Below are 25843 nucleotides of genomic sequence, written 5' to 3' on the forward strand. Positions count from 1 at the left end.
CCACGGTACCGAACGCAGCAGACTCGCGGATCAGGCGGCGTCGCCGAGCAGGATCGCCTCGGCGTCCTCGACCGTCGCATCTTCGGGCTCGTCGTCGATGTGCGAGAGGATCCTGCGGCCAAGGAAGACGGTGAGGGCGGCGATGAGGACCGCGACCGCGGCGACGACGTAGGGGATCGTGGCGTTGAACGCGTGCCAGAGGGCTGCGGCGAGCGGCGGGGCGATCGCGCCGCCGAGGAACCTCACCGAGGAGTATGCGGAGGATGCAACCGAACGCGGCAGGTCGGTCGCCTCCATCACCGCTTCGGTGAGCACGGTGTTCATGACGCCGAGGAGCAGTCCGCCGATGACGATGCACACGACGAGTGCGGTAGCGGATTCGACCAGGAACCCCGCGACGACCAGATCGATCGCGAGGAGGGGCAGGACAGTGAGGATGACGCTGGTACGCGACATCCGGCGCATCAACAGGGGAGCCACCCACACGCTGGTGATCGCGAGCGCCAGGCCCCACCCGAAGAAGGTGAAGCCGATGCCCATCGCGCCGAAGCCGAGCGGGAACGGTGAGAAGGCGAGCAGGATGAAGAACCCGATGTTGTAGAAGAACGCGGCGACGGCGAGGATCGCCAGCGCGGGGCGGCCGAGAGCCTTGAAGGGTGCCGAGAACGGGACGGGGGTGCGCTTCTCGCCGGGACCACGGAGGAGGACGAGAACGGCCAGGAAGGCGATCGCCATCAGCACCACGACTCCGAAGAACGGCGCACGCCAGCTCTGCTCGCCCAGAAGCCCGCCGAGGAGTGGTCCGATCGCGATACCGAGGCCCAGGGCGGCTTCGTAGAGGATGATCGCCGCGGAGCTGCCGCCCGATGCCGCACCCACGATGGTCGCGAGCGCCGTGGAGATGAACAGCGCGTTGCCGAGGCCCCAGCCGGCGCGGAAGCCGATGACCGCATCGACGCTGCCGCTGAGCGCGCAGAAGAGGGCGAAGACCACGATGAGCGCGAGCCCGATCAGGAGCGTCTTCTTCGCGCCGATACGAGACGAGATCCAACTGGTCACGAGCATCGCGAGTCCTGTCACCGCGAGGTAGCTCGTGAACAGCAGCTCCGTCTCGAACGGGCTCGCCTGGAGCGACTCGGCGATGGCGGGCAGAATCGGATCCACCAGGCCGATGCCCATGAACGCGACGACGCACGCGAAGGCGACCGCCCATACCTGTGCTGGCTGCTTCCACACTGAGGTGGTGGTGGTGCTCACTCTGATGCTCCTGTCGAGTCGGTTTCGGTGTGCGCTGCGAGGATCTCCGCGGCGCGGGTGAGGATGCCCCACTCGTCGTCGTCGAGGCCGGCGAAGCGAGGGGTCAGGATGTCGCGGAACTCCGCACGCCAGGCCTTGAGCGCGTCCGAGCCCATCGACGTGATCGCCACGGCGATCGCCCGGGAATCCTCGGCGACGGGGGAGCGCAGCACGAGGCCCTCGCGCTCCAGGGTGCCGATCAGTCGGGTCATTCCCGGTTGGGTCGTCCGCGCCGCGGCCGCGAGCTCGCCCACGCGTTTCGGGCCGGACTGCTCGAGCAGGTTCAGCACCCGCCATTGAGCGGCCGGTGCGTCATTCCCGGCATCCTTGGCGGCTATTCGGCCCAGGGCGTACCCGGAGAGAACGAGCGAGGGGATGACATCCTGGCGTTGCATACCATCGAGTATATACCCAATGGTATGTAAAGGGGGTGTGGGGTCAACGCCGTGAGCCTGCGATACGCGCGGAGAGCTGGTGCGCGTGAGCAAGCAGTGTGCGCCCCAGATCGGTGATCCGATCGGGGCCGAATCGGAAGCCGACACCCGTCAGGCTCAGGGCCCATTCGGGTCGGCCGGACCGGTCGAACACTGCGGCGCCGAGGCCCCAGCTGCCCTCGACGATCAGCCCGGGGTTGACGGCGTACCCGCGTTCCTTCGTCTCGGCGATCCTCGCGCGAAGCGGCCGCTCTCCGTGCGGACGCCCCCAGGTGGTCTCGAGGTCGGGATGTCTCTCCAGATACGCGTCCACATCGTGGTCAGGAAGGAAAGACAGGATGGCGAGCCCGGCGCTGGCGACGCCCAGGGGGAAGCGCACGCCTTCACTCAGGACGAAGGAGCGGATCGGGAAGGACCCCTCCTCACGCAGCAGGCAGACGGTCTCATCCGCGCGCCGCACCGAGAGGAAGGCGCTCTCCTCCGTCTTGACCGCGAGTGACCGCACGATGTCGCGAGCCAGTGCCGTCACGTCATAGCGCGCTGCGGCGACGGAGCCCATGAGGAACAGCTCAGGCCCGGGCATCCACCTCGTGCTCTCGGCATCGCGGTCCACGAGGCCCTCGGCACGCAGCGCTGACAGGAGTCGATGGGCCGTCGATCGCGTCAGATCCGCAGAGCGGGCGAGGTCCTGCAACGACGCGCCGTCAGGGCCGCTCGCGGTGACCAGCCTCAGGAGCGAGGCGGCCCGTGCGATGGCCTGGGCGCCGGGGACGCTGCGCGAAGCGGATTCCATAATGTGGACGCTACGTCGTGAAGCGTCCACATCGCAAGAGCCGCCTTCCGGTGAGCATGCCCGCGGGCGGATGCTGGACTCAGGCACGTCTTCGAAGGAGCACGCGTGATCGACAAGCAGTGGGCATCGGCATCAGAGGCCGTCGCGGACATCGAGGACGGCTCGTCGCTCGCGGTGGGTGGCTTCGGGCTCTCCGGCAATCCGATCGCCCTGATCGAGGCCCTGCTCGCCAAAGGCACGAGAGACCTCAGCGTCGTGAGCAACAACTGCGGTGTCGACGACTGGGGACTGGGCGTTCTGCTGGCCGCTCAGCGCATCCGCAAGATGACGTCGTCCTACGTCGGTGAGAACAAGGAGTTCGAACGCCAGTTCCTGTCGGGTGAGCTCGAGCTCGAGCTGACGCCCCAGGGGACGCTTGCCGAGAAACTCCGAGCGGGAGGATCCGGGATCGCCGCGTTCTACACGCAGACCGGAGTGGGGACCCAGGTCGCCGAGGGCGGGCTGCCCCGCCGGTACAACCCGGACGGCACGGTGGCCGTGGCGTCCGCTCCCAAGAACGTGCGCAGCTTCGAAGTCGCGGGAGAGCCGCGTGAATACGTGCTCGAAGAGGCGATCAGCACCGACTTCGCCCTCGTGCACGCCCTCGTCGGCGACAGGCACGGCAACCTGATCTTCAACAAGGCCGCACGCAACTTCAATCCGCTCGCCGCGATGGCCGGGCGGATCTGCATCGCTCAGGTCGAGCAACTGGTCGAGCCCGGGGAGCTCGACCCCGATCGCGTCCATCTGCCCGGCGTCTTCGTTCATCGGATCGTCGAGGTCGGCGGCGACATCGCCAAGCGCATCGAACGGCGCACGGTCGCCGCGGAAGGAGCCTGACATGGCGCTCACGCGTGACGAGATGGCCGCCCGTGCAGCGGCCGAGCTTCGGGACGGCTCGTACGTCAACCTCGGCATCGGACTGCCGACTCTCGTGCCGAATCATGTGCCGCAGGGGGTCACCGTCGTGCTGCAGTCGGAGAACGGGATATTGGGCGTCGGTCCGTATCCGCACGAGGAATCGGTGGACCCCGACCTCATCAACGCGGGCAAGGAGACGGTGACCGTCCTTCCCGGCGCGGCGTTCTTCGACTCGGCGCTGAGCTTCGGGATGATCCGCGGCGGCAAGATCGACGCCGCGATCCTCGGAGCGATGCAGGTGTCGGCGGGGGGTGACCTCGCGAACTGGATGATCCCTGGAAAGATGGTGAAGGGCCCGGGCGGAGCGATGGATCTCGTGCACGGCGCGGGCCGCGTGATCGTGCTCATGGAGCACGTCGCGAAGGACGGATCGGCGAAGATCGTCCGGGACTGCTCGCTGCCGCTCACCGGGCGGGGAGTCGTTGACCGGATCATCACCGACCTTGCGGTGATCGACGTCACACAGGAAGGGGTCGTGCTCGCCGAACTGGCGCCGGGAGTCACCGTGGAGCAGGTCGTTGCAGCGACCGAACCGCCGCTCATCATCTCCGATGCGCTGCGCACGGCATGAATGACAGGGCGCATTGAAAGACAGGGCGCATGAACGACAGGGCGCATGAACGACAGGACAGAAGGACAGCGATGACCGCACACGATCACACCGACCGCGAGGATGTCGTCATCGTCGCGGCAGCCCGCACTCCGCAGGGGCGGCTGAAGGGCCAGCTGGCGAGCTTCACGGCGCCGCAGCTCGGGGCGTTCGCGATTCGCGGCGCGCTCGAGCAGGGGGCCGTCGACCCGTCCGACGTCGACGCGGTGATCGTCGGTCAGGTGCTCGCCGCGGGGTCAGGTCAGAACGCCGCGCGGCAGGCCGCGATCGGTGCGGGTATCGGATGGGACGTGCCAGCGCACTCGGTGAACAAGGTCTGCCTCTCGGGGCTCACCGCGATCATCGATGCGTCCCGGATGATCCGCACGGGCGACGCCGAGGTCGTCGTCGCGGCGGGGATGGAATCCATGACCCGCGCCCCTCATCTGCTGATGGGCTCTCGCGACGGCTGGACGTACGGCAGCGTAGAGGTGCTCGACCACATGGCGTACGACGGTCTCACCGATGCGTACGACCGAGAGAGCATGGGGGCGTCCACCGAGCGACACAACTCCCGCTACGAGCTGACGCGCGAGGCGCAGGATGCTGTCGCCGCGCTCTCCCATCAGCGAGCGGCCGCAGCGCAGAAGGCCGGGGTGTTCGGCGATGAGATCATCGAGATCTCGGTGCCTCAGCGTCGGGGCGAGGACATCCGGGTATCGGCAGACGAGGGCATCCGTCCCGACACGACCGTCGAATCGCTGGGCGGCCTTCGGGCGGCGTTCGCCGAGGGAGGGTCGATCACCGCAGGCAACTCCTCGCAGATCTCCGACGGTGCATCAGCAGTCGTCGTCACGACCCGCGCGGTGGCGGAGGCCAAGGGCTGGCCGGTGCTCGTGACCATCGGTGCGAGCGGGCAGACCGCGGGGCCGGACAACTCGTTGCAGGCGCAGCCGGCGCGTGCCATCGAGAAGGCCTGCGAGAAGCAGGGGATCTCGCCGTCGGACCTCGACCTGGTCGAGATCAACGAGGCCTTCGGCGCTGTCGTGGCGCGGTCGCAGCTCGAGCTGGGGCTGTCGAGCGAGGTCGTCAACATCCACGGCGGGGGTATCGCGATCGGACACCCGATCGGCGCGTCCGGCACCCGCCTTGTCGTGCACGTGGCGCACGAGCTCGCGCGACGCGGTGCGGGTACGGCGGCTGTCGGCCTGTGCGGCGGCGGCGGTCAGGGGGAGGCGCTGATCCTCACCCGCTGAGCGGCGCTCAGCGTCAGCGCTTCGTGGGCGTGAAATCGCGCGGGTTCTTCTTCGCTTCCTTCTCGTATGCCCTCTGCTGCTTCGCGTAGACGGGAGAATCGGGCGACACGGGGCGTCCCTGCCTGGCGCGTCGCGTGTCGATGACGGCGCCGATGGCGAGGGCGAGGCTGATGCCCCAGCTCACCCACGCGAGGGCGGATCGCCACGTGATCTTCGTCTCGCCGGAGCCGCGGAGCAGGGTGACGCCGGTCATGATCGCGCCGAGGAGTCCGGTACCCGAGAGGTAGTTCATGCCTTCACGCTACCTGGCGTCGGCCATGCCGCGCCCAGCCTTGACAACGCGGCGTCGATTCTGTCAGGGGCGCAAGCGGTGAACGACAGCCGTAGCGCACGTGCGTCCGGTCCCGTCATGTCGACGACTCCCGTGCACCCAGGCGCCGTCTTCGCCGGCGCGGTACCATGGACATGTCGCGGCTGGTCCGCGGCCGCAATCCGTGTATCTACCGGCCGCCGGCATTCCGGCGGACAGCGGCGGCACCCGACCCCGCGTCCCCTGGGCGCGCGAGAGCCATGACGCACGCAACGACTCCCACACCAGAGCACCACTCCTCCATCCCGACGCCGGAGGGGCCTGGTCTCCTCCGCATCGCGGGGCTTCCGTATTTCCTCATCGCCTTCATCGCGCGGCTGCCGTTCGCGATGATGGTCGTCGGCGTCCTCACGGTCGTCGTCTCGGCGCGAGGCTCGCTCTCGCTCGGCGGGCTCACCTCCGCCGCCGTCGGCCTCGGGACGGCGTGCTTCGGGCCGCTGCTGGGTGCAGCGGCCGACCGCTTCGGACAGCGCATGGTTCTGCTGATCCTCGCGATCGCCAACGGTGCGATGCTCGTGCTGTTCACCGCCGTCGTCTACGCGGGTGCCGCGGACCTGCTCGTCCTCGTCGCCGCCTTCGGCATCGGTGCCACGGCGCCGCAGGTCGCACCGATGTCGCGATCCCGGCTCGTGACGATGATCACCGACCGGATGCCCGAGGCCGTGCGGAGCCGCACTCTCTCGGGCACGATGGCCTACGAGTCGGCGGCGGATGAGACCGTGTTCGTCTTCGGGCCCTTCATCGTGGGCATCCTGGCATCGGCTCTCTCACCCTGGGCACCGCTCGTGGGTGCCGCGGTCCTCACCGTGGTCTTCGTCGGGGCGTTCGCCCTGCACCCGAGCGCACGGGCGGTGTCCGTGCACCGAGGCAGCGACGGTCGCGCACCGTCATCCGTCTCCGAGCTGTTCACTCCGAAGGTCATCGTCGTCGTCATCGGCATCCTCGGTGTGGGCATGTTCTTCGGCACGATGCTCACCTCTCTGACGTCCTTCATGGCCGACCGCGGCGCACCGGAGCAGGCGGGGCTCCTCTACGGGGTCATGGGCGTGGGCTCGGCGATCCTCGCGCTCGGCGTCGCGTGGCTTCCCGTGCGTTTCTCGCTGCGTGCGAGGTGGCTGGTGTTCTCCGGCATCCTGCTCTCCGGAAGCGTGCTGCTCCTGTTCGTCGACTCTCCGGCGATGATGATGGTGGCGCTGGCCATCATGGGCATCGGCATCGGACCGACGCTGGTCACCCAGTACAGCTTCGGTGCGGCCCGCAGCCCGCTCGGGCGCTCCGCCACCGTCATGACGATGCTCGGTTCCGGCATCGTCGTCGGCCAGTCGCTCGGAGCGGCGGTGGCGGGTGAGCTCGCCGAGAACGTCGGCACCGGAAGCGCGCTGATCCTCCCGATCATCGCCGCGGCGATAGCGTTCGCCGCGGGGCTTGTCAACTGGCGACTGAGCATGCCCGGACGTCGCGTAGCCTCGGACTGAGCCTCAGCAGTCTGAGGAGCACCACCACTGCAGCGTCAGGAGCACCCACCCATGTCAGACGCAGAATTCGTCGTCGTCGCCAATCGACTCCCCGTCGACCGCGTCGTGGGGCCTGACGGGGAAGAGGAGTGGCGGACCTCGCCCGGCGGACTGGTCGCGGCTCTCGAGCCCATGATGCGCAGCGCGCGTGGTGCCTGGGTGGGGTGGCCCGGTCAGCCGGACGTCGAGCTCGAGCCGTTCGAGATCAACGGCATCGACCTGGTGCCGGTGCCGCTGAGCGCGGACGAGGTCGAGGACTACTACGAGGGCTTCGCCAACGACACGATCTGGCCGCTCTACCACGATGTGATCGCGCCCCCTCAGTATCACCGCGAGTGGTGGGAGGCGTACGTCAAGGTGAACCGGCGCTTCGCCGAGGCGGCCGCGGCGGTCGCTGCTCCGAACGGCACGGTCTGGGTGCACGACTACCAGCTGCAGCTTGTCCCGCAGATGATCCGTGAGCTGCGATCCGACGTGACGATCGGCTATTTCCACCACATCCCTTTCCCCGCCCACGGACTGTACGCGCAGCTGCCCTGGCGCGATCAGGTGCTCCGAGGACTCCTCGGCGCCGACGTCATCGGATTCCAGCGTGCACAGGACGCCACGTACTTCCTGACTGCCGTGCGCCGTCGCCTGCGTCATGACGTCAAGGGCTCTGCCGTCACGATCCCGACCGACGACGGCGGCACACGCACCGCCGTGGCCCGCGCGTTTCCGATCTCGATCGACACGGCTCCCTACCTCGAACTCGCGGCCAGGCCAGACGTGCGAGCGCGGGCCGCCGAGATCAGGGCGAGCCTGGGCAACCCGAAGAAGATCCTCCTGGGCGTCGACCGGCTCGATTACACCAAGGGCATCCGGCACCGCATCAAGGCATACGGCGAGCTTCTCGAAGACGGTCAGCTGAGCGTCGAGGATGTCACGTTCGTGCAGGTCGCGAGCCCGAGCCGCGAGCGTGTGGACGCCTATGTGCACCTCCGGGACGAGATCGAGCTCGCGGTCGGGCGCATCAACGGCGACCACGACACCATGGGCCACACGGCGATCCGGTACCTGCACCAGGGATACCCGCGCGAGGAGATGGTCGCGCTGTACCTCGCCGCGGACGTCATGCTCGTCACGGCGCTCCGAGACGGCATGAACCTCGTCGCGAAGGAGTACGTCGCCACCCGCGCCGACAACCGCGGAGTGCTCGTGCTGAGCGAGTTCACAGGTGCCGCGGACGAGTTGCGCCAGGCGGTGCGGGTGAATCCGCATGACATCGCCGGGCTCAAGGACGCGATAATGACGGCGGTCGCGATGCCGCCCGCGGAGCAGGGCAAGCGCATGCGGTCGCTGCGGCGTCGGGTGCTCGAGAACGACGTCAACGCGTGGTCGTCGTCGTTCCTCCGCGCCCTCGACGAGGTCCGCAAGCGCTGATCGGGGCGGTCATACTGGGAGGGACCCCGCCTCGATTGGAGACCCCTGTGACCCGCACCTGGACCCCCGGATCCGCTGACGCGGCGCTGAGCGCCATCGCCGCGACCCCGAGACTGGTCGTCGCCCTCGACTTCGACGGCACGGCATCTCCGCTCGTTCCGGATCCCATGGCCGCTCGGGCTCTGCCCGAGGTGGCGGTTCAGGTCGCACGGCTCGCAGGTCTTCCCGACACGGTCGTCGCGTACGTCTCCGGACGAAGCATGCACGACCTCCGCGTGATCACCGAGCACACGGACGATTCGCCGATCGCTCTGGCGGGTTCGCACGGCGCCCAGTACTGGTACCCCGGAATCGGCGACTCGGACGCCACCGGACCCGACACGGCCGAGGGCGACCGCGAGGAGCTGTGGGCGGCGGCGCGACCGATCATCGACCGACACGAGGGTGCGGAGTTCGAGCCCAAGACGTTCGGGATGGGCGTGCACACGCGCACGGCCACGCGCGAGGTCGAGAAGGAGGTCTTCGCCGAGATCGACGCTCTCGTCGCCGAACGCTTCCCGCACTGGCGCCGACGTGCAGGCCACCGCGTGCTCGAGTTCTCGTCGAGGAACGAGGGCAAGGATGCCGCGATGGCGGCGCTCCGTGAGCATTTCGACGCCACCGGCATCCTGTTCGCGGGGGACGACGTCACGGACGAGGACGCGATGCGGGTGCTCACCGACGGCGATCTCGGCGTGCGGGTGGGCCCGGGGGAGAGCGCCGCCGTGCTCCGTGTTGAGAATCCACAACAGATGGCTCAGCTTCTGGAGGCACTCGCGGACGAGCGCACCTCTCAGCGGGAATAGACTTCCGTCATGTCCTCGCATGATCCCTCCACCAGCGCGCCCATCGACATCAAGCCCCGCAGCCGCGTCGTCACAGACGGCATCGAGGCGACGACCTCCCGAGGCATGCTCCGTGCCGTCGGCATGGGCGACGCCGACTGGGACAAGCCCCAGATCGGCATCGCCTCCAGCTGGAACGAGATCACGCCCTGCAACCTGAGCCTCGACAGGCTCGCGCAGGGCGCCAAAGAGGGCGTGCACTCCGGCGGCGGATACCCGCTGCAGTTCGGCACGATCTCGGTCTCGGACGGCATCTCGATGGGCCACGAGGGAATGCACTTCTCGCTCGTCTCGCGCGAGGTCATCGCCGACTCGGTCGAGACGGTCATGATGGCCGAGCGCCTCGACGGCTCGGTGCTGCTCGCCGGATGCGACAAGTCGATCCCCGGCATGCTGATGGCCAGCGCGCGCCTCGACCTGTCGAGCGTGTTCCTCTACGCCGGCTCCATCGCACCGGGCTGGGTCAAGCTCTCCGACGGCACCGAGAAGGACGTCACGATCATCGACTCGTTCGAGGCCGTGGGCGCCTGCCGCGCCGGTCTCATGAGCGAGGAGGACCTCAAGCGCATCGAGTGTGCGATCGCCCCGGGCGAGGGGGCCTGCGGTGGCATGTACACCGCCAACACGATGGCATCGGTCGCCGAGGCCCTGGGCCTGAGCCTTCCGGGCTCGGCTGCGCCGCCCGCGGCTGACCGTCGTCGTGACTACTTCGCCCACCGCTCGGGTGAGGCCGTGGTCAACCTGCTCCGTCAGGGCATCACGACCCGCGACATCCTCACGAAGGAGGCGTTCGAGAACGCGATCGCGCTCGCGATGGCCCTCGGCGGCTCGACGAACGTCGTGCTGCACCTCCTCGCCATCGCTCGCGAGGCCGAGGTCGAGCTGAGCCTGCACGACTTCAACCGCATCGGCGACAAGGTTCCGCACGTCGCGGACATGAAGCCGTTCGGCAAGTACGTCATGAACGACGTCGACCGCCACGGTGGCATCCCGGTCATCATGAAGGCGATGCTCGACGAGGGTCTCCTGCACGGCGACGCTCTCACCGTCACAGGCAAGACGCTCGCCGAGAACCTCGCAGACCTCGATCCTCAGCCGATCGACGGCGAGGTCATCCACACGTTCGACAACCCGATCCACGCGACCGGCGGCCTGACGATCCTGCACGGTTCTCTCGCTCCCGAGGGTGCTGTCGTCAAGACGGCCGGCTTCGATGCTGCGGTCTTCGAGGGCTCGGCCCGCGTCTTCGAGCGCGAGCGTGCGGCCATGGATGCCGTCGCCAACGGCGAGATCGAGGCAGGCACCGTCATCGTGATCCGCTACGAGGGGCCCAAGGGCGGACCGGGTATGCGCGAGATGCTCGCGATCACCGCGGCCATCAAGGGCGCTGGGCTCGGAAAAGATGTACTACTCTTGACTGACGGACGATTCTCAGGCGGCACAACCGGCCTGTGCATCGGCCACATAGCACCCGAAGCGGTGGACGCAGGTCCTATCGCCTTCGTGCGCGATGGTGATCTGATACGGGTCGATATCGCAGCTCGCTCTCTCGACCTACTCGTCGACGAGGCGGAGCTCGCCTCCCGCCGCTCTGGCTGGGAGCCGCTACCCCCGCGCTATACCCGTGGCGTTCTTGCCAAGTACTCGCGTCTCGTGCGGTCCGCCGCCGAGGGCGCGACGACCGGCTGATCCGCGTCGGCTCCGGCATCCGCCTCCGACGTCGCCTACAGACCATCAGAAGGAGTGTCATGACTGCTGACACCGTCTCGGCTGTGCCGAGGCCGCCCGCCCCCAAGTCCGCCGCACCGGAGATCTCCGGAGCCGAGGCCGTGGTCCGCACGCTCGAGCTCCTCGGCGTCAAGGACGTCTTCGGCCTCCCCGGCGGCGCGATCCTGCCCGTCTACGACCCGCTCATGGACGCGTCCGAGCTCCGGCACATCCTGGTGCGTCACGAGCAGGGCGCCGGCCACGCGGCCGAGGGTTACGCCTCCTCGTCCGGCAAGGTCGGCGTGTGCATCGCGACCTCGGGCCCCGGTGCCACCAACCTCGTCACAGCGATCGCCGACGCCTACATGGACTCGGTGCCGCTGCTCGCGATCACCGGACAGGTGTTCTCGACGCTGATGGGGACCGACGCGTTCCAGGAGGCCGACATCGTCGGCATCACGATGCCGGTGACGAAGCACTCGTTCCTCGTGAAGGATGCCTCTGAGATCCCCGGCGCCCTGGCCGCCGCCTACGAGATCGCCTCGACCGGTCGCCCCGGCCCCGTGCTCGTGGACATCACCAAGGATGCTCAGCAGGCCATGGCGCCGTTCATCTGGCCGGCGAAGTTCGACCTCCCGGGCTACCGCCCGGTGACCAAGGCGCACGGCAAGCAGATCCAGGCCGCCGCCGCGCTCCTGGCCGAGGCCAAGAAGCCGGTGCTGTACGTCGGTGGCGGAGTGATCCGCGGTCGCGCATCGGCCGAGCTGCTCACCCTGGCCGAGACGACCAACGCGCCCGTCGTGACGACTCTCATGGCGCGCGGCGCGTTCCCGGACTCGCACCAGCAGCACCTCGGCATGCCGGGTATGCACGGCACCGTCCCTGCGGTGCTCGCGCTGCAGGAGGCCGACCTCATCGTGTCGCTCGGCGCTCGCTTCGACGACCGTGTGACAGGCAAGGCCGCTCTGTTCGCCCCGAACGCCAAGGTCGTGCACGTCGACATCGACCCCGCGGAGATCTCGAAGATCCGCACGGCCGACGTGCCGATCGTGGGCGACGTCCGCGATGTGCTCGTCGACCTGGAGTCCGCCTTCCGCACGGCGACGACCACGACCACTCCCGACACCGAGGAATGGTGGTCGTACCTCGACGGACTCCGCAACGAGTTCCCGCTGGGGTTCGCGCCGACGACCGACGGTCTGCTCGCGCCGCAGTACGTGATCCAGCGGATCGGCGAGCTGACAGGCCCCGAGGGCATCTACGCGGCAGGCGTCGGACAGCACCAGATGTGGGCCGCGCAGTTCATCAAGTACGAACGTCCCAATGCCTGGCTGAACTCCGGGGGAGCGGGAACGATGGGCTATTCCGTCCCCGCTGCCATGGGTGCGAAGGTGGCGGAGCCCGACCGCGTCGTGTGGGCGATCGACGGCGACGGATGCTTCCAGATGACGAATCAGGAGCTCGCCACCTGCACGATCAACAACATCCCGATCAAGGTCGCGATCATCAACAACTCGTCGCTCGGCATGGTGCGCCAGTGGCAGACGCTGTTCTACGACGGACGCCACTCGAACACCGACCTCAACACGGGGCACGGAACCGTGCGCATCCCCGACTTCGTGAAGCTGGCGGAGGCCTACGGCTGCCTCGCCATCCGCGTGGAGAAGGAAGAGGAGGTGGATGCCGCGATCAAGCTCGCCCTCGAGACGAACGACCGCCCCGTGGTCATCGACTTCGTCGTCAGCGCGGACTCCATGGTCTGGCCGATGGTTCCCCAGGGCGTGAGCAACAGCTACGTCCAGTACGCCCGCGAGCACGCGCCCGCATTCGACGAGGAGGACTGACCATGTCGACTCACGTGCTGAGCCTCCTCGTGGAGAACACCCCGGGTCTGCTGACCCGAGTCGCAGGGCTCTTCGCCCGCCGCGGCTTCAACATCGACTCGCTCGCGGTGGGCGTGACCGAGGTGCCGGGAATCTCGCGCATCACGGTCGTCGTCGACCTCGAGGACCTTCCTCTCGAGCAGGTGACCAAGCAGCTCAACAAGCTGATCAACGTCATCAAGATCGTCGAGCTCGATTTCCCGACGTCGGTCCAGCGCGAGCACATGCTCGTCAAGGTGCGCACCGACAACGCGACCCGCTCGAACGTCATCGAGGTCGCGAACCTGTTCCGCGCATCGGTCGTCGACTACGCGTCCGACGCGCTGGTGATCGAGGTCACGGGGGACCGGGGCAAGGTGGACGCCATGCTGCGCGCCCTCGAGCCCTTCGGCATCAAGGAGATCGCGCAGTCGGGCCTCCTCGCCATCGGTCGCGGCGGCAAGAGCATCACCGAGCGCGTACTGCGCGGCTGAACCCAGACATCACACACGTACACGAACATCAATCAAGGAGAAAACCAGTGAGCACCGAGATCTTCTACGACGCAGACGCCGATCTGTCGATCATCCAGGGCAAGAAGGTCGCCATCGTCGGCTACGGCTCGCAGGGTCACGCGCACGCGCAGAACCTTCGCGACTCGGGTGTCGAGGTCGCGATCGCCCTCAAGGAGGGGTCGAAGTCGGCGCCGAAGGCGGAGGAGGCCGGATTCGCGGTCAAGACCGTCGCCGAGGCCACGCAGTGGGCGGACCTCATCATGATCCTGGCGCCGGACCAGCACCAGCGCACCATCTACAGCGAGTCGATCGCTCCGAACCTCACCGAGGGCAAGACTCTCGCCTTCGCGCACGGCTTCAACATCCGGTTCGGCTACATCGACGCCCCCGAGGGCGTAGACGTCATCCTCGTCGCTCCGAAGGCCCCCGGTCACACCGTGCGTCGTGAGTTCGTGGCCGGTCGCGGCATCCCGGACATCATCGCCGTCGAGCGCGACGCATCGGGCAACGCCTGGGCGACCGCCCTCTCGTACGCGAAGGCCATCGGCGGCACGCGCGCCGGCGTCATCAAGACCACGTTCACCGAAGAGACCGAGACCGATCTGTTCGGCGAGCAGGCAGTGCTCTGCGGTGGCGTCAGCCACCTCGTGCAGGCAGGCTTCGAAACCCTGACCGAGGCGGGCTACCAGCCGCAGATCGCCTACTTCGAGGTTCTGCACGAGCTCAAGCTCATCGTCGACCTGATGTGGGAGGGCGGCATCGCCAAGCAGCGTTGGTCGGTCTCCGACACCGCCGAGTACGGCGACTACGTCTCGGGCCCCCGCGTCGTCACCCCCGAGGTCAAGGAGTCGATGAAGGCGATCCTCGCCGACATCCAGAACGGTGCCTTCGCGAAGCGCTTCATCGACGACCAGGACAACGGCGCCGAGGAGTTCCTCGCGCTGCGTGCCAAGGAGGAGACGCACCCCATCGAGGCCACCGGCAAGGAGCTGCGTTCGCTCTTCGCATGGAAGCAGCAGGACGAGGACTACGTCGACGGCAGCGCTGCGCGCTGACGCTGATTCGATCGAAGAGGGGCCTGGTGCGATTCGCACCGGGCCCCTTCTTCGTCCGCGAGAGATCACTCCGACGGCGCGGCGTCCTCGACCTCGATCGGCGCGTCAGTGGGGTCTGCCCACACCGGTGCAGGAAGCAGAGTGTCGACGGCGCCGCCCTGGATCTCGCGCAGCGCGTCCTCGATCTCGTCGGCATTCTCGGGCACTGCCAGGCCGCAGGCCTTCAGCTCTGACGCGAACTTCAGGGTCAGCCGGCTCTTGCCCGCTTCGACGGCCTCAGCGGTGGTGCCTGTGCGCTTCTCGCTGCCGGTCTGGATATCGGACACCTCGTCGCACACGTGGTAGACGGCCCCGCCGTCGACCCACACGACCTCGTCCTTGCCGAGCAGCTGGATGACCGCGGACTGGTCAGCCGTGTACTGCTCGACCGAAGGCGGGGTGAAGTCCACGCCGATCACTGTGGCGAGGACGGCGAGGGCGATGCCGACGATCCCGGCCGTCGCCTTCTGCCCCTTGTCCATGTCCTTGTTGAGGAAGATGAGGATGATCAGCGGGAGGAAGGCGATGATCGCGATGATCGCTCCGAGCTGGTTCTGCACGAAGAACCGCAGAGTCTCGGACTTCCGAGCCGGATCCAGGCGGTTGGCCTTCTTCCAGAGGATCGAGCCGGTGATGGCGAGCGCGGCGATGACCACGAGCAGCACGAGCAGCGTGATGAACGCCCACTGCGGGAACTGGGCGGTGACGCCCTGTTCTTCGAGGAGGCCGGTGTCGGGGTCGCGCACGAGAGTGCCGTCCTCGCCCACGTACACGCGCTGGCGGAGCAGCCAGAAGATGCCGACGGCCTCAGCGGCGATCGCGATGACCCAGAGGACGACTGCGATCCAGCGGAAGGTCGTCGCCTTCGACTTCGCGGCGGCGGTCGGCTTCCACCCTGCCGCGGGCTCGTCGACGGAGCCGCTCGGTGCGCTCTGATCGACGTTCTTGTTCTGCTCGGCCACGGTGGTCCCTCCAGGGCAGGGCACCTTCGGCCCAGATGCCACCGAGCATAGTGGACGCCGTGTCCTACGCTGGGGACATGACTTCCGATTCCGACGAGGCCCTGAGCTGGGACGGCGACGAGGGCGGTGCTCCCACGGGGCCTGCTCCGAAGAAGCCCGCGCAGCCGCGCTCGGAGCCGGACACCGCGGCGCATACCGACCGCCCTACGGACGATCCTGCGTTGCCCGAGGGGTGGAATGCCGTCGGCAAGGGGAGTGCGGCGGTCGGACGCGTCGGCGGCGGCGACGACGATGAAGAACACCAGCCGTTGAGCACCGCGATGCTGCTGATCCTGGGCATCGTCGGGGGTGTCTACCTTCTCTACAGTGTCGGCTGGGTCGTCGGCGGGCTGCGCCTCAAGCCGCTCGCGAACTTCTTCGTCGCGGACGCGATGTTCCTGCCCTGGTTCGTCCTCGCCGTTGCGGCTCCTCTGCTGTGGTTCCTTGCAAGTTGGGTGCTCACGCGTGGCAGGGCCGGGTGGATCCGGGTGTCCGCGCTCCTCCTCGGAGTCGTGCTCCTCGTGCCCTGGCCCTTCGTGACGGTGGGAGCGATCGGACTATGAGCGAGATGCAGATGTCACAGTCGACCCCGGCGGTATCGCCTCGATGGCTCACCGGGCTCGTCCTCGGGCTGGCGGGGCTCTTCTACGCCTACGCGATCTGGAACGCCGTGGCGCACCTGATCACCATGGCGCAGGTCGGGCTGAGCGGCATCGGCTGGGCCACGCTGCTCTTCGGCGTCGTCTTTCCCGCGATCGTCTTCGTCTTCGCCTATCTCATCGGCAGGCGGCGGTCGGCAGGGGAGCTCGCACTCGTGCTCCTGGCGGGCCTCGGCGTCGTAGCGGTGTTCTGGTTGAGCCTGCTCGCATACAGCCTGACACTCGCAGCCTCCTAGCGATTCAGCGGTCGCTCGACGTCACACGGCACGGAGCAGCGGAGCCGCTCGGGTACAGTTGGAGTGATCGCGCCCCCACGGTGTGCGGCGCATCGGCCCCCTGTCGCGCTGCCCCGAAGGATCCCTGTGCCGAAGCCCGTCGTGCTCCTCGCCGAAGTTCTCTCACCCGCCACGATCGAGGCCCTCGGCCCCGACTTCGACGTTCGCAACGTCGACGGCACCGACCGCCAGGCGCTCTTCGCGTCGCTCGCGGATGCCGACGCCGTGCTGATCCGGTCGGCGACGCAGATCGACGAGGAGGCGCTGACCCACGCGCCGAAGCTGAAGGTCGTCGCCCGCGCAGGTGTGGGCCTCGACAACGTCGACATCAAGGCGGCCACGACGGCCGGTGTCATGGTCGTCAACGCGCCGACGTCCAACATCGTCTCCGCCGCAGAGCTCACCGTCGGTCACATCCTCAGCCTCGCCCGTCGCATTCCCGCCGCGCACGCGTCGCTGTCGGCAGGTCAGTGGAAGCGCAGCTCCTTCACCGGGGCCGAGCTCTTCGAGAAGACCGTCGGCATCGTCGGTCTCGGCCGAATCGGCGCTCTCGTCGCCGCGCGTCTTGCCGCCTTCGACATGCGCGTCGTCGCCTACGACCCCTACGTCACCTCGGCGCGCGCCCAGCAGCTGGGTGTACAGCTGCTGACGCTCGACGAGCTCGTCGCCGAGTCCGACTTCCTGACGATCCACATGCCCAAGACGCCCGAGACCACCGGGATGATCGGTGCCGAGCAGTTCAAGGCCATGAAGCCGACGGCGTTCGTCGTCAACGTGGCCCGTGGCGGACTGATCGATGAGGAGGCACTGCACGCAGCCCTCGTCGCCGGTGAGATCGCCGGTGCCGGCCTCGACGTCTTCACCTCCGAGCCCCCGGCCGAGGGCGGCACGGCGCGTCCGCTCCTCGACCTTCCGAACGTCGTCGTCACCCCGCACCTCGGAGCGAGCACCGAAGAAGCGCAGGAGAAGGCCGGCGTCTCCGTGGCCCGTTCGGTGCGCCTGGCTCTCGGCGGGGACCTCGTGCCGGATGCCGTCAACGTGGCGGGTGGCGTGATCGACCCGTACGTCCGCCCCGGCATCTCGCTCGTCGAGAAGCTCGGTCAGATCTTCGCCGCTCTCGCGACGTCGCCGCTCACGAGCCTCGACGTCGAGGTGCACGGTGAACTGAACGACTATGACGTGAGCGTTCTCAAGCTCGCCGCCCTCAAGGGCGTCTTCACGAACATCGTCAGTGAGACGGTCTCGTACGTCAACGCACCGCTGCTCGCGGATCAGCGAGGAATCGCAGTGCGCCTCCTCAAGGACGACGTCAGCGACGAGTACCGCAACGTCATCACCCTCAGCGGTGCTCTCTCCGACGGTTCGCAGCTCTCGGTGTCCGGCACGCTCACGGGCCCGAAGCAGGCCGAGAAGCTGGTCGCCATCAACGACCACGCGCTCGAGCTGCCGATCGAGAAGCACCACGTCGTGATGCTCTACACCGACCGCCCCGGAATCGTCGCGGTCTACGGTCAGAAGTTCGGTGACGCCGGCATCAACATCGCCGGCATGCAGATCTCGCGCCTCGGCGCCGGCGACCAGGCGCTCAGCGTGCTCACGCTGGATTCGCCGGTGCCGGACGACCTGCTCGACGACCTGCGCGGATCCATCGACGCAGATCTCTTCCGTCAGATCGAGATCACCGAGGTCTGAGCAGCGCAGACCCGGATATGCGGAGCGGGAGGGCAGGCCGAAAGGCGGCCCTCCCGCTTTCTGCGTGTGGAGCCGGGAGTCAGGGTGCCGTCGCGCGGAGCACGAGAGCGATCAGGTCCGAGAGCTCGTCGCTGCGGGGGACCAGTCGCTCCGGTCCGTGCACGTCGAGCGAGTTGTTGAAGTAGAGCCCGTCGCTCAGCAGCATCACGAGATCGAGGCTGGCGGCATCCCGCACATGGGGGCGGATCGTGTCCTCCCACCGGTCTCGGTTCCTGCGCAGCGCGTCGGCTGCTGACGCCGAGCCGCCCTGGGCGAGTCGCGTCGCAGCGATCAGCACGCGATCAAGCGCATCGTCCTCCATGACGGAGGTGCGCACGTAGTACGCCACGGGCCCCTCTTCGGCTGTCGTCATGCGTTCGAGATCGGCCGTGGTGAGCGCGTCGAGGCGTTCGATCAGACCTGCGGCAAGATCTTCCTTCGATCCGAAGTGGTAGAGGAGCCCGCCCTTCGAGACGCCGGCGGCCTTGGCTGTCGCGTCGAGGGTGGCTGCGCGCTCACCGTCTTCGATGACGATCGCTTCGAAGGCGTCGAGAACGCGTTCTCGGGCCAGGGGAGGTCGGGGCATCGGGATCCTCTGTTCGTCTTGCATCACAGTAGCGCGGCAGTGTGACGATTCTGTTACTATACCATCTGGACGGTTTAGTAACGATGCCGTCGTGATCCTGAGAGGTGTTCCATGACCCGTACTGCGTCGATCCCGACGACAGAGACGGATGCTCCCCGCGTCGGAGCCCGAGGCTGGGCGGCGCTCGTCGTGCTCATGCTGCCGGTGCTCCTGGTGTCGGTGGACAACACGGTGCTGAGCTTCGCGCTCCCCGAGATATCCATCGCGCTCGCGCCCACCGGCGCCGAGCAGCTGTGGATCATCGACGTCTATCCGCTCGTGCTGGCAGGACTTCTCGTGACCATGGGCACCCTCGGCGATCGCTTCGGACGTCGGCGGATGCTGCTGATCGGCGCGACCGGCTTCGCGGCGGTGTCGGCCCTCGCGGCCTTCGCCCCGACCGCCGGCCTGCTGATCGCCGCCCGTGCCCTCCTCGGCTTCTTCGGCGCGATGCTGATGCCGTCGACCCTGTCGCTCCTTCGTTCGATCTTCCAGAACCGGGACCAGCGTCGCCTCGCGATCGCCGTGTGGGCGTCGGCGTTCTCCGCCGGATCCGCTCTCGGGCCGATCGTGGGCGGGTTCCTGCTCGAGCACTTCGACTGGGGGTCGGTGTTCCTGATCGCCGTCCCTGTGCTCATCCCGCTGCTCATCGCCGCGCCGCTGCTCGTGCCCGAGAGCCGCGACCCGAACCCCGGTCGCATCGACATCGTCAGCATCGTGCTGTCGATGGCCGCGATGATCCCCGTCGTGTACGCGATCAAGTCGCTCGCGGTCGAAGGACCGAGCCTCTCGGCAGGCGGCTGGGCGCTGCTCGGCATCGTGATGGGCTACCTGTTCGTGCGACGACAGCTGCATGCCGAGGTGCCGATGCTCGACATGGTGCTGTTCCGCCGGGGCTCCTTCTCTGGAGCGATCCTGGTGAACCTGCTGAGCGTCGTCGCGCTCGTGGGCTTCCTGTACTTCGTCTCGCAGCACCTGCAGCTGGTGCTCGGCCTCTCGCCGATGACCGCCGGGGCGGCGCTCGTACCCGGCATGATCGCGATGATCGTGGCCGGACTCTCGGTGGTGCCCATCTCGCGGCGGGTGCCCCCGCACATCCTCGTCCCTGCGGGGCTCGTGTTCTCGGTGGCCGGCTATCTGCTCGTCGCCTTCACGACCTCCGATCACGGTGTCGCGCCGCTGATCATCGCCTTCGTGGTGCTCGGCATCGGCATCGGCGGGGCCGAGACCATCTCGAACGAACTGATCCTCTCCAGTGCGCCCGCCGAGAAGGCGGGGGCCGCGAGCGCGGTGTCCGAGACGGCCTACGAGCTCGGTGCTGTGCTCGGCACAGCCGTGCTCGGCGGCCTGATCACCGCGTTCTACCGCGGGGCGCTGGTCATTCCGCCGGGCATACCGGCAGATGCGGCGCACGCGGCAGAGGAGACGCTCGCCGGCGCCTACACCGCCGCCCAGGAGTTGCCGGCACAGCTCGGCGATGCGCTCTGGGATGCCGCATCCGCGGCCTTCGGCTCGGGCGTCCTGGTGACCTCGCTGATCGGCGCGGGGCTGGTCGTTCTCGCCGGAGTGATCGCGGCCGTCACACTGCGCAAGGCCGCCACGCACTGACCAGTACGCTGGGAGAACCGGCCCGCTCGGCATCAGCCCGAGTGCTGGCCGGTTCATCCCGATGCAAGGAGTGTCATGTCGCGTGTCGTGAAGCTGGCCGTCATCCCCGGTGACGGAATCGGCCCAGAGGTCGTCGCCGAGGCCGAGAAGGTCCTCGATGCGGTCACCGCCTCCAGTGATGTGACATTTGACAAGACCTGCTTCTCGCTCGGCGCCGCTCGGTACCTCGAGACGGGCGACACCCTCACCGACGACGACCTTCGGGCGATCTCGGAGCACGACGCGATCCTGCTCGGAGCCGTCGGGGGCACGCCCGGCGACCCCCGGCTCAAGGACGCGAACATCGAGCGCGGGCTGCTGCTCAAGCTCCGCTTCACGCTCGACCACTACGTGAACCTGCGTCCCTCGAAGCTCTTCACCGGAGCTGCGGGGCCACTCGCGAACCCGGGAGACATCGACTTCGTCGTCGTCCGAGAGGGCACCGAGGGCCCCTACGTCGGCAACGGCGGCGCGATCCGCAAGGGCACGCCGCACGAGGTCGCCAATGAGACCTCGGTCAACACCGCCTTCGGCGTCGAGAGGGTCGTGCGCTACGCCTTCGACCTCGCCGAGCGGCGCGGCAAGAAGGTCACGCTCGTGCACAAGACCAACGTGCTCGTGCACGCGGGGGCGATCTGGCAGCGCATCGTGAACGAGGTCGCGTCCGAGCACCCCGACGTCGCCGTCGACTACCTGCACGTCGATGCGGCGACCATCTTCCTGGTCACCGATCCCTCTCGTTTCGACGTGATCGTCACGGACAACCTGTTCGGCGACATCCTCACCGACCTCGCGGGAGCGGTCACCGGCGGAATCGGACTCGCCGCCTCGGGCAACATCAACCCCGCAGGCGCGTTCCCGTCGATGTTCGAGCCGGTGCACGGATCGGCCCCCGACATCGCGGGGCAGCAGAAGGCCGACCCCACCGCCGCGATCCTGTCGGTGGCGCTGCTGCTCGACCACCTCGGGCTCACCGAAGAGGCTGCTCGCGTGAGCGCCGCCGTCGAGTCCGACATCGCGTCTCGCACAGGGGCGCGCACCACAGCGGAGGTCGGCTCCGCGATCACCGCTCTGCTCTGAGCGACAGGCGTAGGCTGAGACGGCGCGAGGTTGCGCGCCGCACGAGGAATGGATGATGAGATGACGACCATCGACGCCGAGACCACCGTGGCTCCGCTGGAGTTCGCTGTGACGAAGAACTTGACCGCTGCGACGCCCGGTCGCGTGGCCGAGGTTCACGAGAACCCGGGCTTCGGCGTGGTCTTCACCGATCACATGGTCGACATCTGCTGGTCCGTCAAGGGCGGATGGCACCGCCCGCGCGTGCAGCCGTACGGACCGATCCCGCTCGACCCCGCAGCATCCGTGCTGCACTACGCGCAGGAGATCTTCGAGGGCATCAAGGCCTATCGTCATGCCGACGGATCGATCCACACCTTCCGTCCCGACCGCAACGCAGCCCGTCTGCAGGCCAGCGCCCACCGTCTCGCGCTGCCTGAGCTGCCGACCGAGTACTTCATCCAGTCCCTGCGCGAGATCATCAAGGTCGACGGACGTTGGGTGCCGTCCGGTGAGGATCAGAGCCTGTACCTCCGCCCCTTCATGTTCGCCAAGGAGGCCTTCCTCGGCGTCCGGGCGGCGCAGAAGGTGGCCTACTACGTCATCGCCAGCCCCGCGGGCGCGTACTTCACCGGCGGAGTGAAGCCCGTGCGCATCTGGCTCTCCGAGGACTACGCGCGTGCGGGCAAGGGCGGCACGGGCAAGGCCAAGACCGGTGGCAACTACGCGTCGAGCCTGCTGGCCCAGAGCGAGGCGTCGTCGAAGGGCTGCGACCAGGTCGTGTTCCTCAACGAGGAGCGCAACGTCGAGGAGCTCGGCGGCATGAACGTCGTGTTCGTGTTCAAGGACGGCCGGGTCGTCACGCCAGAGTCCGACAGCATCCTCGAGGGCATCACGCGCGACTCCCTGCTGCAGCTCGCGGAGGACCGCGGATACACGGTCGAGAAGCGGCCGATCTCGATCGACGAATGGCGCGAGGGCGTGGCATCCGGCGACATCGTCGAGGTCTTCGCCTGCGGCACCGCCGCGGTCGTGACGCCGATCGGCGCCCTCGTCGGAGAAGGCTTCGATGAGCCGCAGCCGCTCGGCGAGCTCGCCCTGTCGCTGCGTGAAGAGCTCACCGACATCCAGTACGGCCGTCGCGAAGACAAGCACGGCTGGCTCTTGCGCCTCGACGCCTGATCGTCGCAAGACTCCCGGGACCCCGCTGTGCCCGCTGCACACCGGGGTCCCGTCGTCCGCACTCTGGCTAGGCTGGTGGCATGAAGATCGCCCGATTCAGCCATGACGACGCCATCCTCTTCGGGATCGTCGATGACACCGACCTCGTCGTCCTCTCGGGCGATCCGCTCTTCGCCGGGTACGAGCCGACGGGCGATCGCGTGCCGATCGCGGACGCGGTCATCCTGGCGCCGGTGATCCCGCGCTCGAAGATCGTCTGCGTCGGCAAGAACTACCACGATCACGCCGCCGAGATGGGGGGAGTGGCTCCCGAGGAGCCGCTCCTGTTCCTCAAGCCCAACACCGCTGTGATCGGTCCAGGCGATGCGATCGTGCGTCCATCGATCTCGGACCAGACCGAGTACGAGGGCGAGCTCGCCGTCGTGATCGGCAAGGTCGCCAAGAATGTGACGCAGGCGGACGCTCTCGACCACGTGCTCGGCTACACGATCGCCAATGACGTCACCGCCCGTGACCTGCAGCGCAAGGACGGCCAGTGGTCGCGCGCGAAGGGCTTCGACACGTTCTGCCCCCTCGGCCCCACCATCAGCACGGACTTCGATCCGTCGGAGGCGACCATCCAGACCAGGGTGAATGGAGAGGTTCGCCAGAAGGCGCCGCTGACCGACATGATCCACTCCGTCGCGGCGATCATCGAGCATGCGTCGGCCGTGTTCACCCTGCTCCCCGGCGACGTCATCCTGACGGGCACCCCGGCGGGCGTCGGAACCTTCGACGCCGGCGACACCGTCGAGGTCGAGATCACCGGACTGGGGATCCTGCGCAACACCGTGCGCGACGCCGTGCGCGCATCATGACCGTCGTCGCTCTGACGGCGACCCGACAGGCGGCTGTCCAGCGACGCACCGTCCTGGTGCTGTCGCTCGGACAGGTGCTCGGCGGGATCGCCTTCGGGGCGACGGTGTCGCTCGGCGCGCTGCTCGCCGCCGACCTCTCGGGAAGCGATGCGCTATCGGGCCTTGCCACGGCGTCCGTCACCCTCGGTGCGGCGCTGTGCGCGATCCCGCTCGCCCGTCTGGCCGCCAGGGTCGGCAGACGGCGCGCGCTGTCCCTCGGCAACCTGTTCGCGCTGGTCGGCATCGCCGTGGTGATCCTGGCCGCGTCGCTACGCGTGTTCCCTCTGCTGCTGGTGGGCATCCTGATGATCGGCGCGGGCAATGCCGGAAACCTCCAGTCCCGGTTCGCCGCGACGGATCTCGCCGCCCCGCAGCACCGCGGACGCGATCTCTCGATCGTGGTGTGGGCGACGACCATCGGCGGCGTGGCAGGACCTCTGCTCCTGGGGCCGGGCGAAGTCGTCGGCGAGGCCATCGGCATGCCGCCGCAGACCGGCTCCTACGCGTTCTCCTTCGTCGCACAGTGCGCTGCGCTCATCCTCTACCTGATCGCGTTGCGGCCCGATCCACTTCTCGCCGCGCAAGGGCTCGCCAGAGCGGCAGCGGCGGTGACCGGGCAGGTGTCGATCGATCGTCCGGTCGTGGCTCGGTACGCGATCTTCGCGGTCGCCGGCTCGCACGTCGTGATGGCATCGGTGATGGCGATGACTCCCGTGCACCTCGCGCACATGGCGCACGGCAGCGAGGGCATGGCACCCACGCCGGCCGACGTCTCGGCACTGGTCGGCATCACGATCGCTCTGCACGTCGGCGGCATGTACGCGCTCTCTCCGCTCTTCGGCATCCTCGCGGACCGCTGGGGGCGGTTGCGGGTCGTGCTGCTGGGACAGGTGCTCCTGGGCGGCGCGCTCGCCTTCGCGGTCTTCGTGAACGATCAGGAATGGGGCGTGATGGTCGCGCTGATCCTGCTCGGCCTGGGATGGAGTGCGGCGACCGTCGCCGGAGCGGCGCTGCTCACCGAATCGAGCGCGCCCGAGCTGCGCACACGACGACAGGGAAGGAGCGACTCGCTGATGAGCCTCTCGGCAGCTGCGGGTGCGGTGCTCGCCGGAGTGATCCTGTCGAACTTCCAATACGCGGGGCTCGGCATCGCAGCATCCGTGCTGGTGGTCGCGATCGTCGCGCTCTCGCCTCTCGCTCGCTCCCGAGCCCGATGAAGGACTGGGCGGGTACGGGGCGCGCGTACGCAGATTCATACGCTGCATTGTGCGTCGGGACCGCAGGCTTCGTGCTCAACGAGCTCGGGGATGCGCGTGGGCGCACCCTGCTCGATGTGGGCTCGGGCACAGGCTCGCTCTCCGCGGCGTTCGCGAGCGCGGGCTGGAACGTCACCGGATGCGAGCCGGAGCCGACGATGAGAGAGGTCGCAGTGCGCGAGCACGCCGGGATCCCCGTGGTCGAGGGTGCGCTGCCGCAGCTGCCGTTTCACGACGGCGTCTTCGACGCGGTCGTCGCCAACTTCGTGCTGAATCACGTCGCTGAACCGCGGAGGGCGGCACGAGAGCTCGCGCGGGTGTCGGCCGACGTCGTGGTGGCGACAGTCTGGACGAACTCGCCGACGTGGCTGTGGCGTGAAGTCTGCGACCGGGCGGGGCTCGCACCATCGGTCGGGGAGCGACTGCCCCCGGAGCAGGACTTCGAGCGGACGGTGGACGGCTTCGCGCGGATGCTGGACGATGCGGGCTGGACGGGCAGTCGGGTGTCGGAGATCACCTGGACGTGGTCAGCCGGTGCCGACGCCCTGTGGGTGTCCGCAGAGGGAGGTGTCGGGGGAGCGGGTCAGTTCTATCGTGCGCTCAACGGCTCGGAACGCGCCGCGTTCCGAGCGGCGTTCGATTCCGTCTGCTCCGAGCGGACCGTCGATGGACGCGTGCCGCTGGAGCATTCCGCTGCGGTGGCGCTCCGGTCGCGCCGCTGAGATCCGAACGGCGCCAACCGGAGAACCGCGGACCGACCGCGGTGACGCGCGTGATCCTCGGTGCCGCGTCCGGATCATGCCGGCGCGACACCGA

25 protein-coding genes are annotated in these 25843 nt (G+C 68.1%); 19 read left to right on the forward strand and 6 right to left on the reverse strand.

Annotated elements, in window-relative coordinates:
- Window positions 1–30: 30 nt before the first annotated feature.
- The 3 genes from ASF63_RS03340 to ASF63_RS03350 are packed head-to-tail and all read right to left on the reverse strand — an operon-like array spanning window position 31 to window position 2523.
- Window positions 31–1257: an MFS transporter gene (locus ASF63_RS03340; RefSeq protein WP_056509534.1), complete on the reverse strand. Its 1227-nt coding sequence runs from the start codon at window positions 1255–1257 to the stop codon at window positions 31–33.
- Window positions 1254–1691 (reverse strand): MarR family winged helix-turn-helix transcriptional regulator, encoded by a 438-nt coding sequence (locus tag ASF63_RS03345; protein ID WP_082477799.1) that lies wholly within the window; start codon window positions 1689–1691, stop codon window positions 1254–1256. The genes ASF63_RS03340 and ASF63_RS03345 overlap by 4 nt, the downstream gene beginning before the upstream one ends.
- A gap of 43 nt (window positions 1692–1734) precedes the next feature.
- Complete coding sequence (locus ASF63_RS03350) at window positions 1735–2523, reverse strand: IclR family transcriptional regulator (protein WP_056509540.1); 789 nt, start codon at window positions 2521–2523, stop codon at window positions 1735–1737.
- A gap of 105 nt (window positions 2524–2628) precedes the next feature.
- On the opposite strand from ASF63_RS03350, the gene ASF63_RS03355 reads away from it, so the two are divergent.
- From ASF63_RS03355 to ASF63_RS03365, 3 genes are all read left to right on the forward strand, one after another.
- Entirely contained in the window at window positions 2629–3402 is a 774-nt protein-coding gene (locus ASF63_RS03355) for a CoA transferase subunit A (protein ID WP_056509543.1), read from the forward strand.
- Window position 3403: 1 nt separating this feature from the next.
- On the forward strand, window positions 3404–4054 hold the full coding sequence (locus ASF63_RS03360) for a CoA transferase subunit B (protein ID WP_200933960.1): 651 nt from the start codon (window positions 3404–3406) through the stop codon (window positions 4052–4054).
- 71 nt (window positions 4055–4125) lie between these two features.
- Window positions 4126–5328 (forward strand): acetyl-CoA C-acetyltransferase, encoded by a 1203-nt coding sequence (locus ASF63_RS03365; protein WP_056509545.1) that lies wholly within the window; start codon window positions 4126–4128, stop codon window positions 5326–5328.
- A 13-nt stretch (window positions 5329–5341) separates the two neighbouring features.
- Here the strand turns inward: ASF63_RS03365 and ASF63_RS03370 are convergent, their stop codons facing one another.
- Window positions 5342–5620 carry a hypothetical protein gene (locus tag ASF63_RS03370; protein ID WP_056509547.1) on the reverse strand — a complete coding sequence of 93 codons (279 nt, stop codon included), beginning with the start codon at window positions 5618–5620 and terminating at the stop codon, window positions 5342–5344.
- Between the two features lie 278 nt (window positions 5621–5898).
- Here ASF63_RS03370 and ASF63_RS03375 point away from each other — a divergent pair, with 278 nt between their 5' ends.
- Genes ASF63_RS03375 through ilvC form a run of 7 tightly spaced genes read left to right on the forward strand, consistent with a single transcriptional unit; the run spans window position 5899 to window position 14657 of the window.
- Window positions 5899–7173 carry an MFS transporter gene (locus ASF63_RS03375; protein WP_056509558.1) on the forward strand — a complete coding sequence of 425 codons (1275 nt, stop codon included), beginning with the start codon at window positions 5899–5901 and terminating at the stop codon, window positions 7171–7173.
- A 51-nt stretch (window positions 7174–7224) separates the two neighbouring features.
- Window positions 7225–8634, forward strand: a complete 1410-nt coding sequence (locus ASF63_RS03380) for an alpha,alpha-trehalose-phosphate synthase (UDP-forming) (protein ID WP_056509564.1) — start codon at window positions 7225–7227, stop codon at window positions 8632–8634.
- 47 nt (window positions 8635–8681) lie between these two features.
- Window positions 8682–9479, forward strand: a complete 798-nt coding sequence (otsB, locus tag ASF63_RS03385) for a trehalose-phosphatase (protein ID WP_082477800.1) — start codon at window positions 8682–8684, stop codon at window positions 9477–9479.
- 9 nt (window positions 9480–9488) lie between these two features.
- Window positions 9489–11207, forward strand: a complete 1719-nt coding sequence (gene ilvD, locus ASF63_RS03390; RefSeq protein WP_053095858.1) for a dihydroxy-acid dehydratase — start codon at window positions 9489–9491, stop codon at window positions 11205–11207.
- Between the two features lie 59 nt (window positions 11208–11266).
- Entirely contained in the window at window positions 11267–13069 is a 1803-nt protein-coding gene (locus ASF63_RS03395; RefSeq protein ID WP_056308051.1) for an acetolactate synthase large subunit, read from the forward strand.
- 2 nt (window positions 13070–13071) lie between these two features.
- The gene (gene ilvN / locus ASF63_RS03400; RefSeq protein ID WP_056278631.1) at window positions 13072–13581 is read left to right on the forward strand and encodes an acetolactate synthase small subunit; all 510 of its coding nucleotides are present in this window, start codon (window positions 13072–13074) and stop codon (window positions 13579–13581) included.
- A 47-nt stretch (window positions 13582–13628) separates the two neighbouring features.
- Window positions 13629–14657: a ketol-acid reductoisomerase gene (gene ilvC, locus ASF63_RS03405; protein WP_056509566.1), complete on the forward strand. Its 1029-nt coding sequence runs from the start codon at window positions 13629–13631 to the stop codon at window positions 14655–14657.
- A gap of 65 nt (window positions 14658–14722) precedes the next feature.
- Here ilvC and ASF63_RS03410 read toward each other — a convergent pair whose 3' ends face one another.
- Window positions 14723–15658, reverse strand: coding sequence for a hypothetical protein (locus ASF63_RS03410; protein ID WP_056509568.1), 936 nt, complete (start codon window positions 15656–15658; stop codon window positions 14723–14725).
- A gap of 77 nt (window positions 15659–15735) precedes the next feature.
- Between ASF63_RS03410 and ASF63_RS03415 the strand changes: the two genes are divergently transcribed.
- The 3 genes from ASF63_RS03415 to serA all read left to right on the forward strand — a co-directional run bounded on the left by ASF63_RS03415 (window position 15736) and on the right by serA (window position 18323).
- Window positions 15736–16260, forward strand: a complete 525-nt coding sequence (locus ASF63_RS03415) for a hypothetical protein (protein ID WP_082477801.1) — start codon at window positions 15736–15738, stop codon at window positions 16258–16260.
- 5 nt (window positions 16261–16265) lie between these two features.
- Entirely contained in the window at window positions 16266–16592 is a 327-nt protein-coding gene (locus tag ASF63_RS03420) for a hypothetical protein (protein WP_235560678.1), read from the forward strand.
- 126 nt (window positions 16593–16718) lie between these two features.
- Entirely contained in the window at window positions 16719–18323 is a 1605-nt protein-coding gene (serA, locus tag ASF63_RS03425; protein WP_056509574.1) for a phosphoglycerate dehydrogenase, read from the forward strand.
- 79 nt (window positions 18324–18402) lie between these two features.
- On the opposite strand, the gene ASF63_RS03430 is transcribed toward serA, so the two are convergent.
- Window positions 18403–18948 (reverse strand): TetR/AcrR family transcriptional regulator, encoded by a 546-nt coding sequence (locus ASF63_RS03430; RefSeq protein ID WP_056308042.1) that lies wholly within the window; start codon window positions 18946–18948, stop codon window positions 18403–18405.
- A 111-nt stretch (window positions 18949–19059) separates the two neighbouring features.
- Here ASF63_RS03430 and ASF63_RS03435 point away from each other — a divergent pair, with 111 nt between their 5' ends.
- The 6 genes from ASF63_RS03435 (at window position 19060) to ASF63_RS03460 (ending at window position 25749) form a co-directional block, all read left to right on the forward strand.
- Window positions 19060–20595 carry an MFS transporter gene (locus ASF63_RS03435; RefSeq protein WP_056509577.1) on the forward strand — a complete coding sequence of 512 codons (1536 nt, stop codon included), beginning with the start codon at window positions 19060–19062 and terminating at the stop codon, window positions 20593–20595.
- Window positions 20596–20670: 75 nt separating this feature from the next.
- Window positions 20671–21714: a 3-isopropylmalate dehydrogenase gene (locus tag ASF63_RS03440; protein ID WP_056509580.1), complete on the forward strand. Its 1044-nt coding sequence runs from the start codon at window positions 20671–20673 to the stop codon at window positions 21712–21714.
- Window positions 21715–21774: 60 nt separating this feature from the next.
- The gene (locus tag ASF63_RS03445) at window positions 21775–22875 is read left to right on the forward strand and encodes a branched-chain amino acid aminotransferase (protein ID WP_056510205.1); all 1101 of its coding nucleotides are present in this window, start codon (window positions 21775–21777) and stop codon (window positions 22873–22875) included.
- 80 nt (window positions 22876–22955) lie between these two features.
- On the forward strand, window positions 22956–23732 hold the full coding sequence (locus tag ASF63_RS03450; RefSeq protein WP_056509583.1) for a fumarylacetoacetate hydrolase family protein: 777 nt from the start codon (window positions 22956–22958) through the stop codon (window positions 23730–23732).
- On the forward strand, window positions 23729–24988 hold the full coding sequence (locus ASF63_RS03455; protein ID WP_056509584.1) for an MFS transporter: 1260 nt from the start codon (window positions 23729–23731) through the stop codon (window positions 24986–24988). Before ASF63_RS03450 ends, ASF63_RS03455 begins: the two co-directional genes overlap by 4 nt.
- A 71-nt stretch (window positions 24989–25059) precedes the next feature.
- Window positions 25060–25749: a class I SAM-dependent methyltransferase gene (locus ASF63_RS03460; protein ID WP_235560679.1), complete on the forward strand. Its 690-nt coding sequence runs from the start codon at window positions 25060–25062 to the stop codon at window positions 25747–25749.
- Window positions 25750–25843: the final 94 nt, after the last annotated feature.

The organism is Microbacterium sp. Leaf320, assembly GCF_001423485.1.
In the GTDB taxonomy this organism is placed as follows: Bacteria; Actinomycetota; Actinomycetes; order Actinomycetales; family Microbacteriaceae; genus Microbacterium.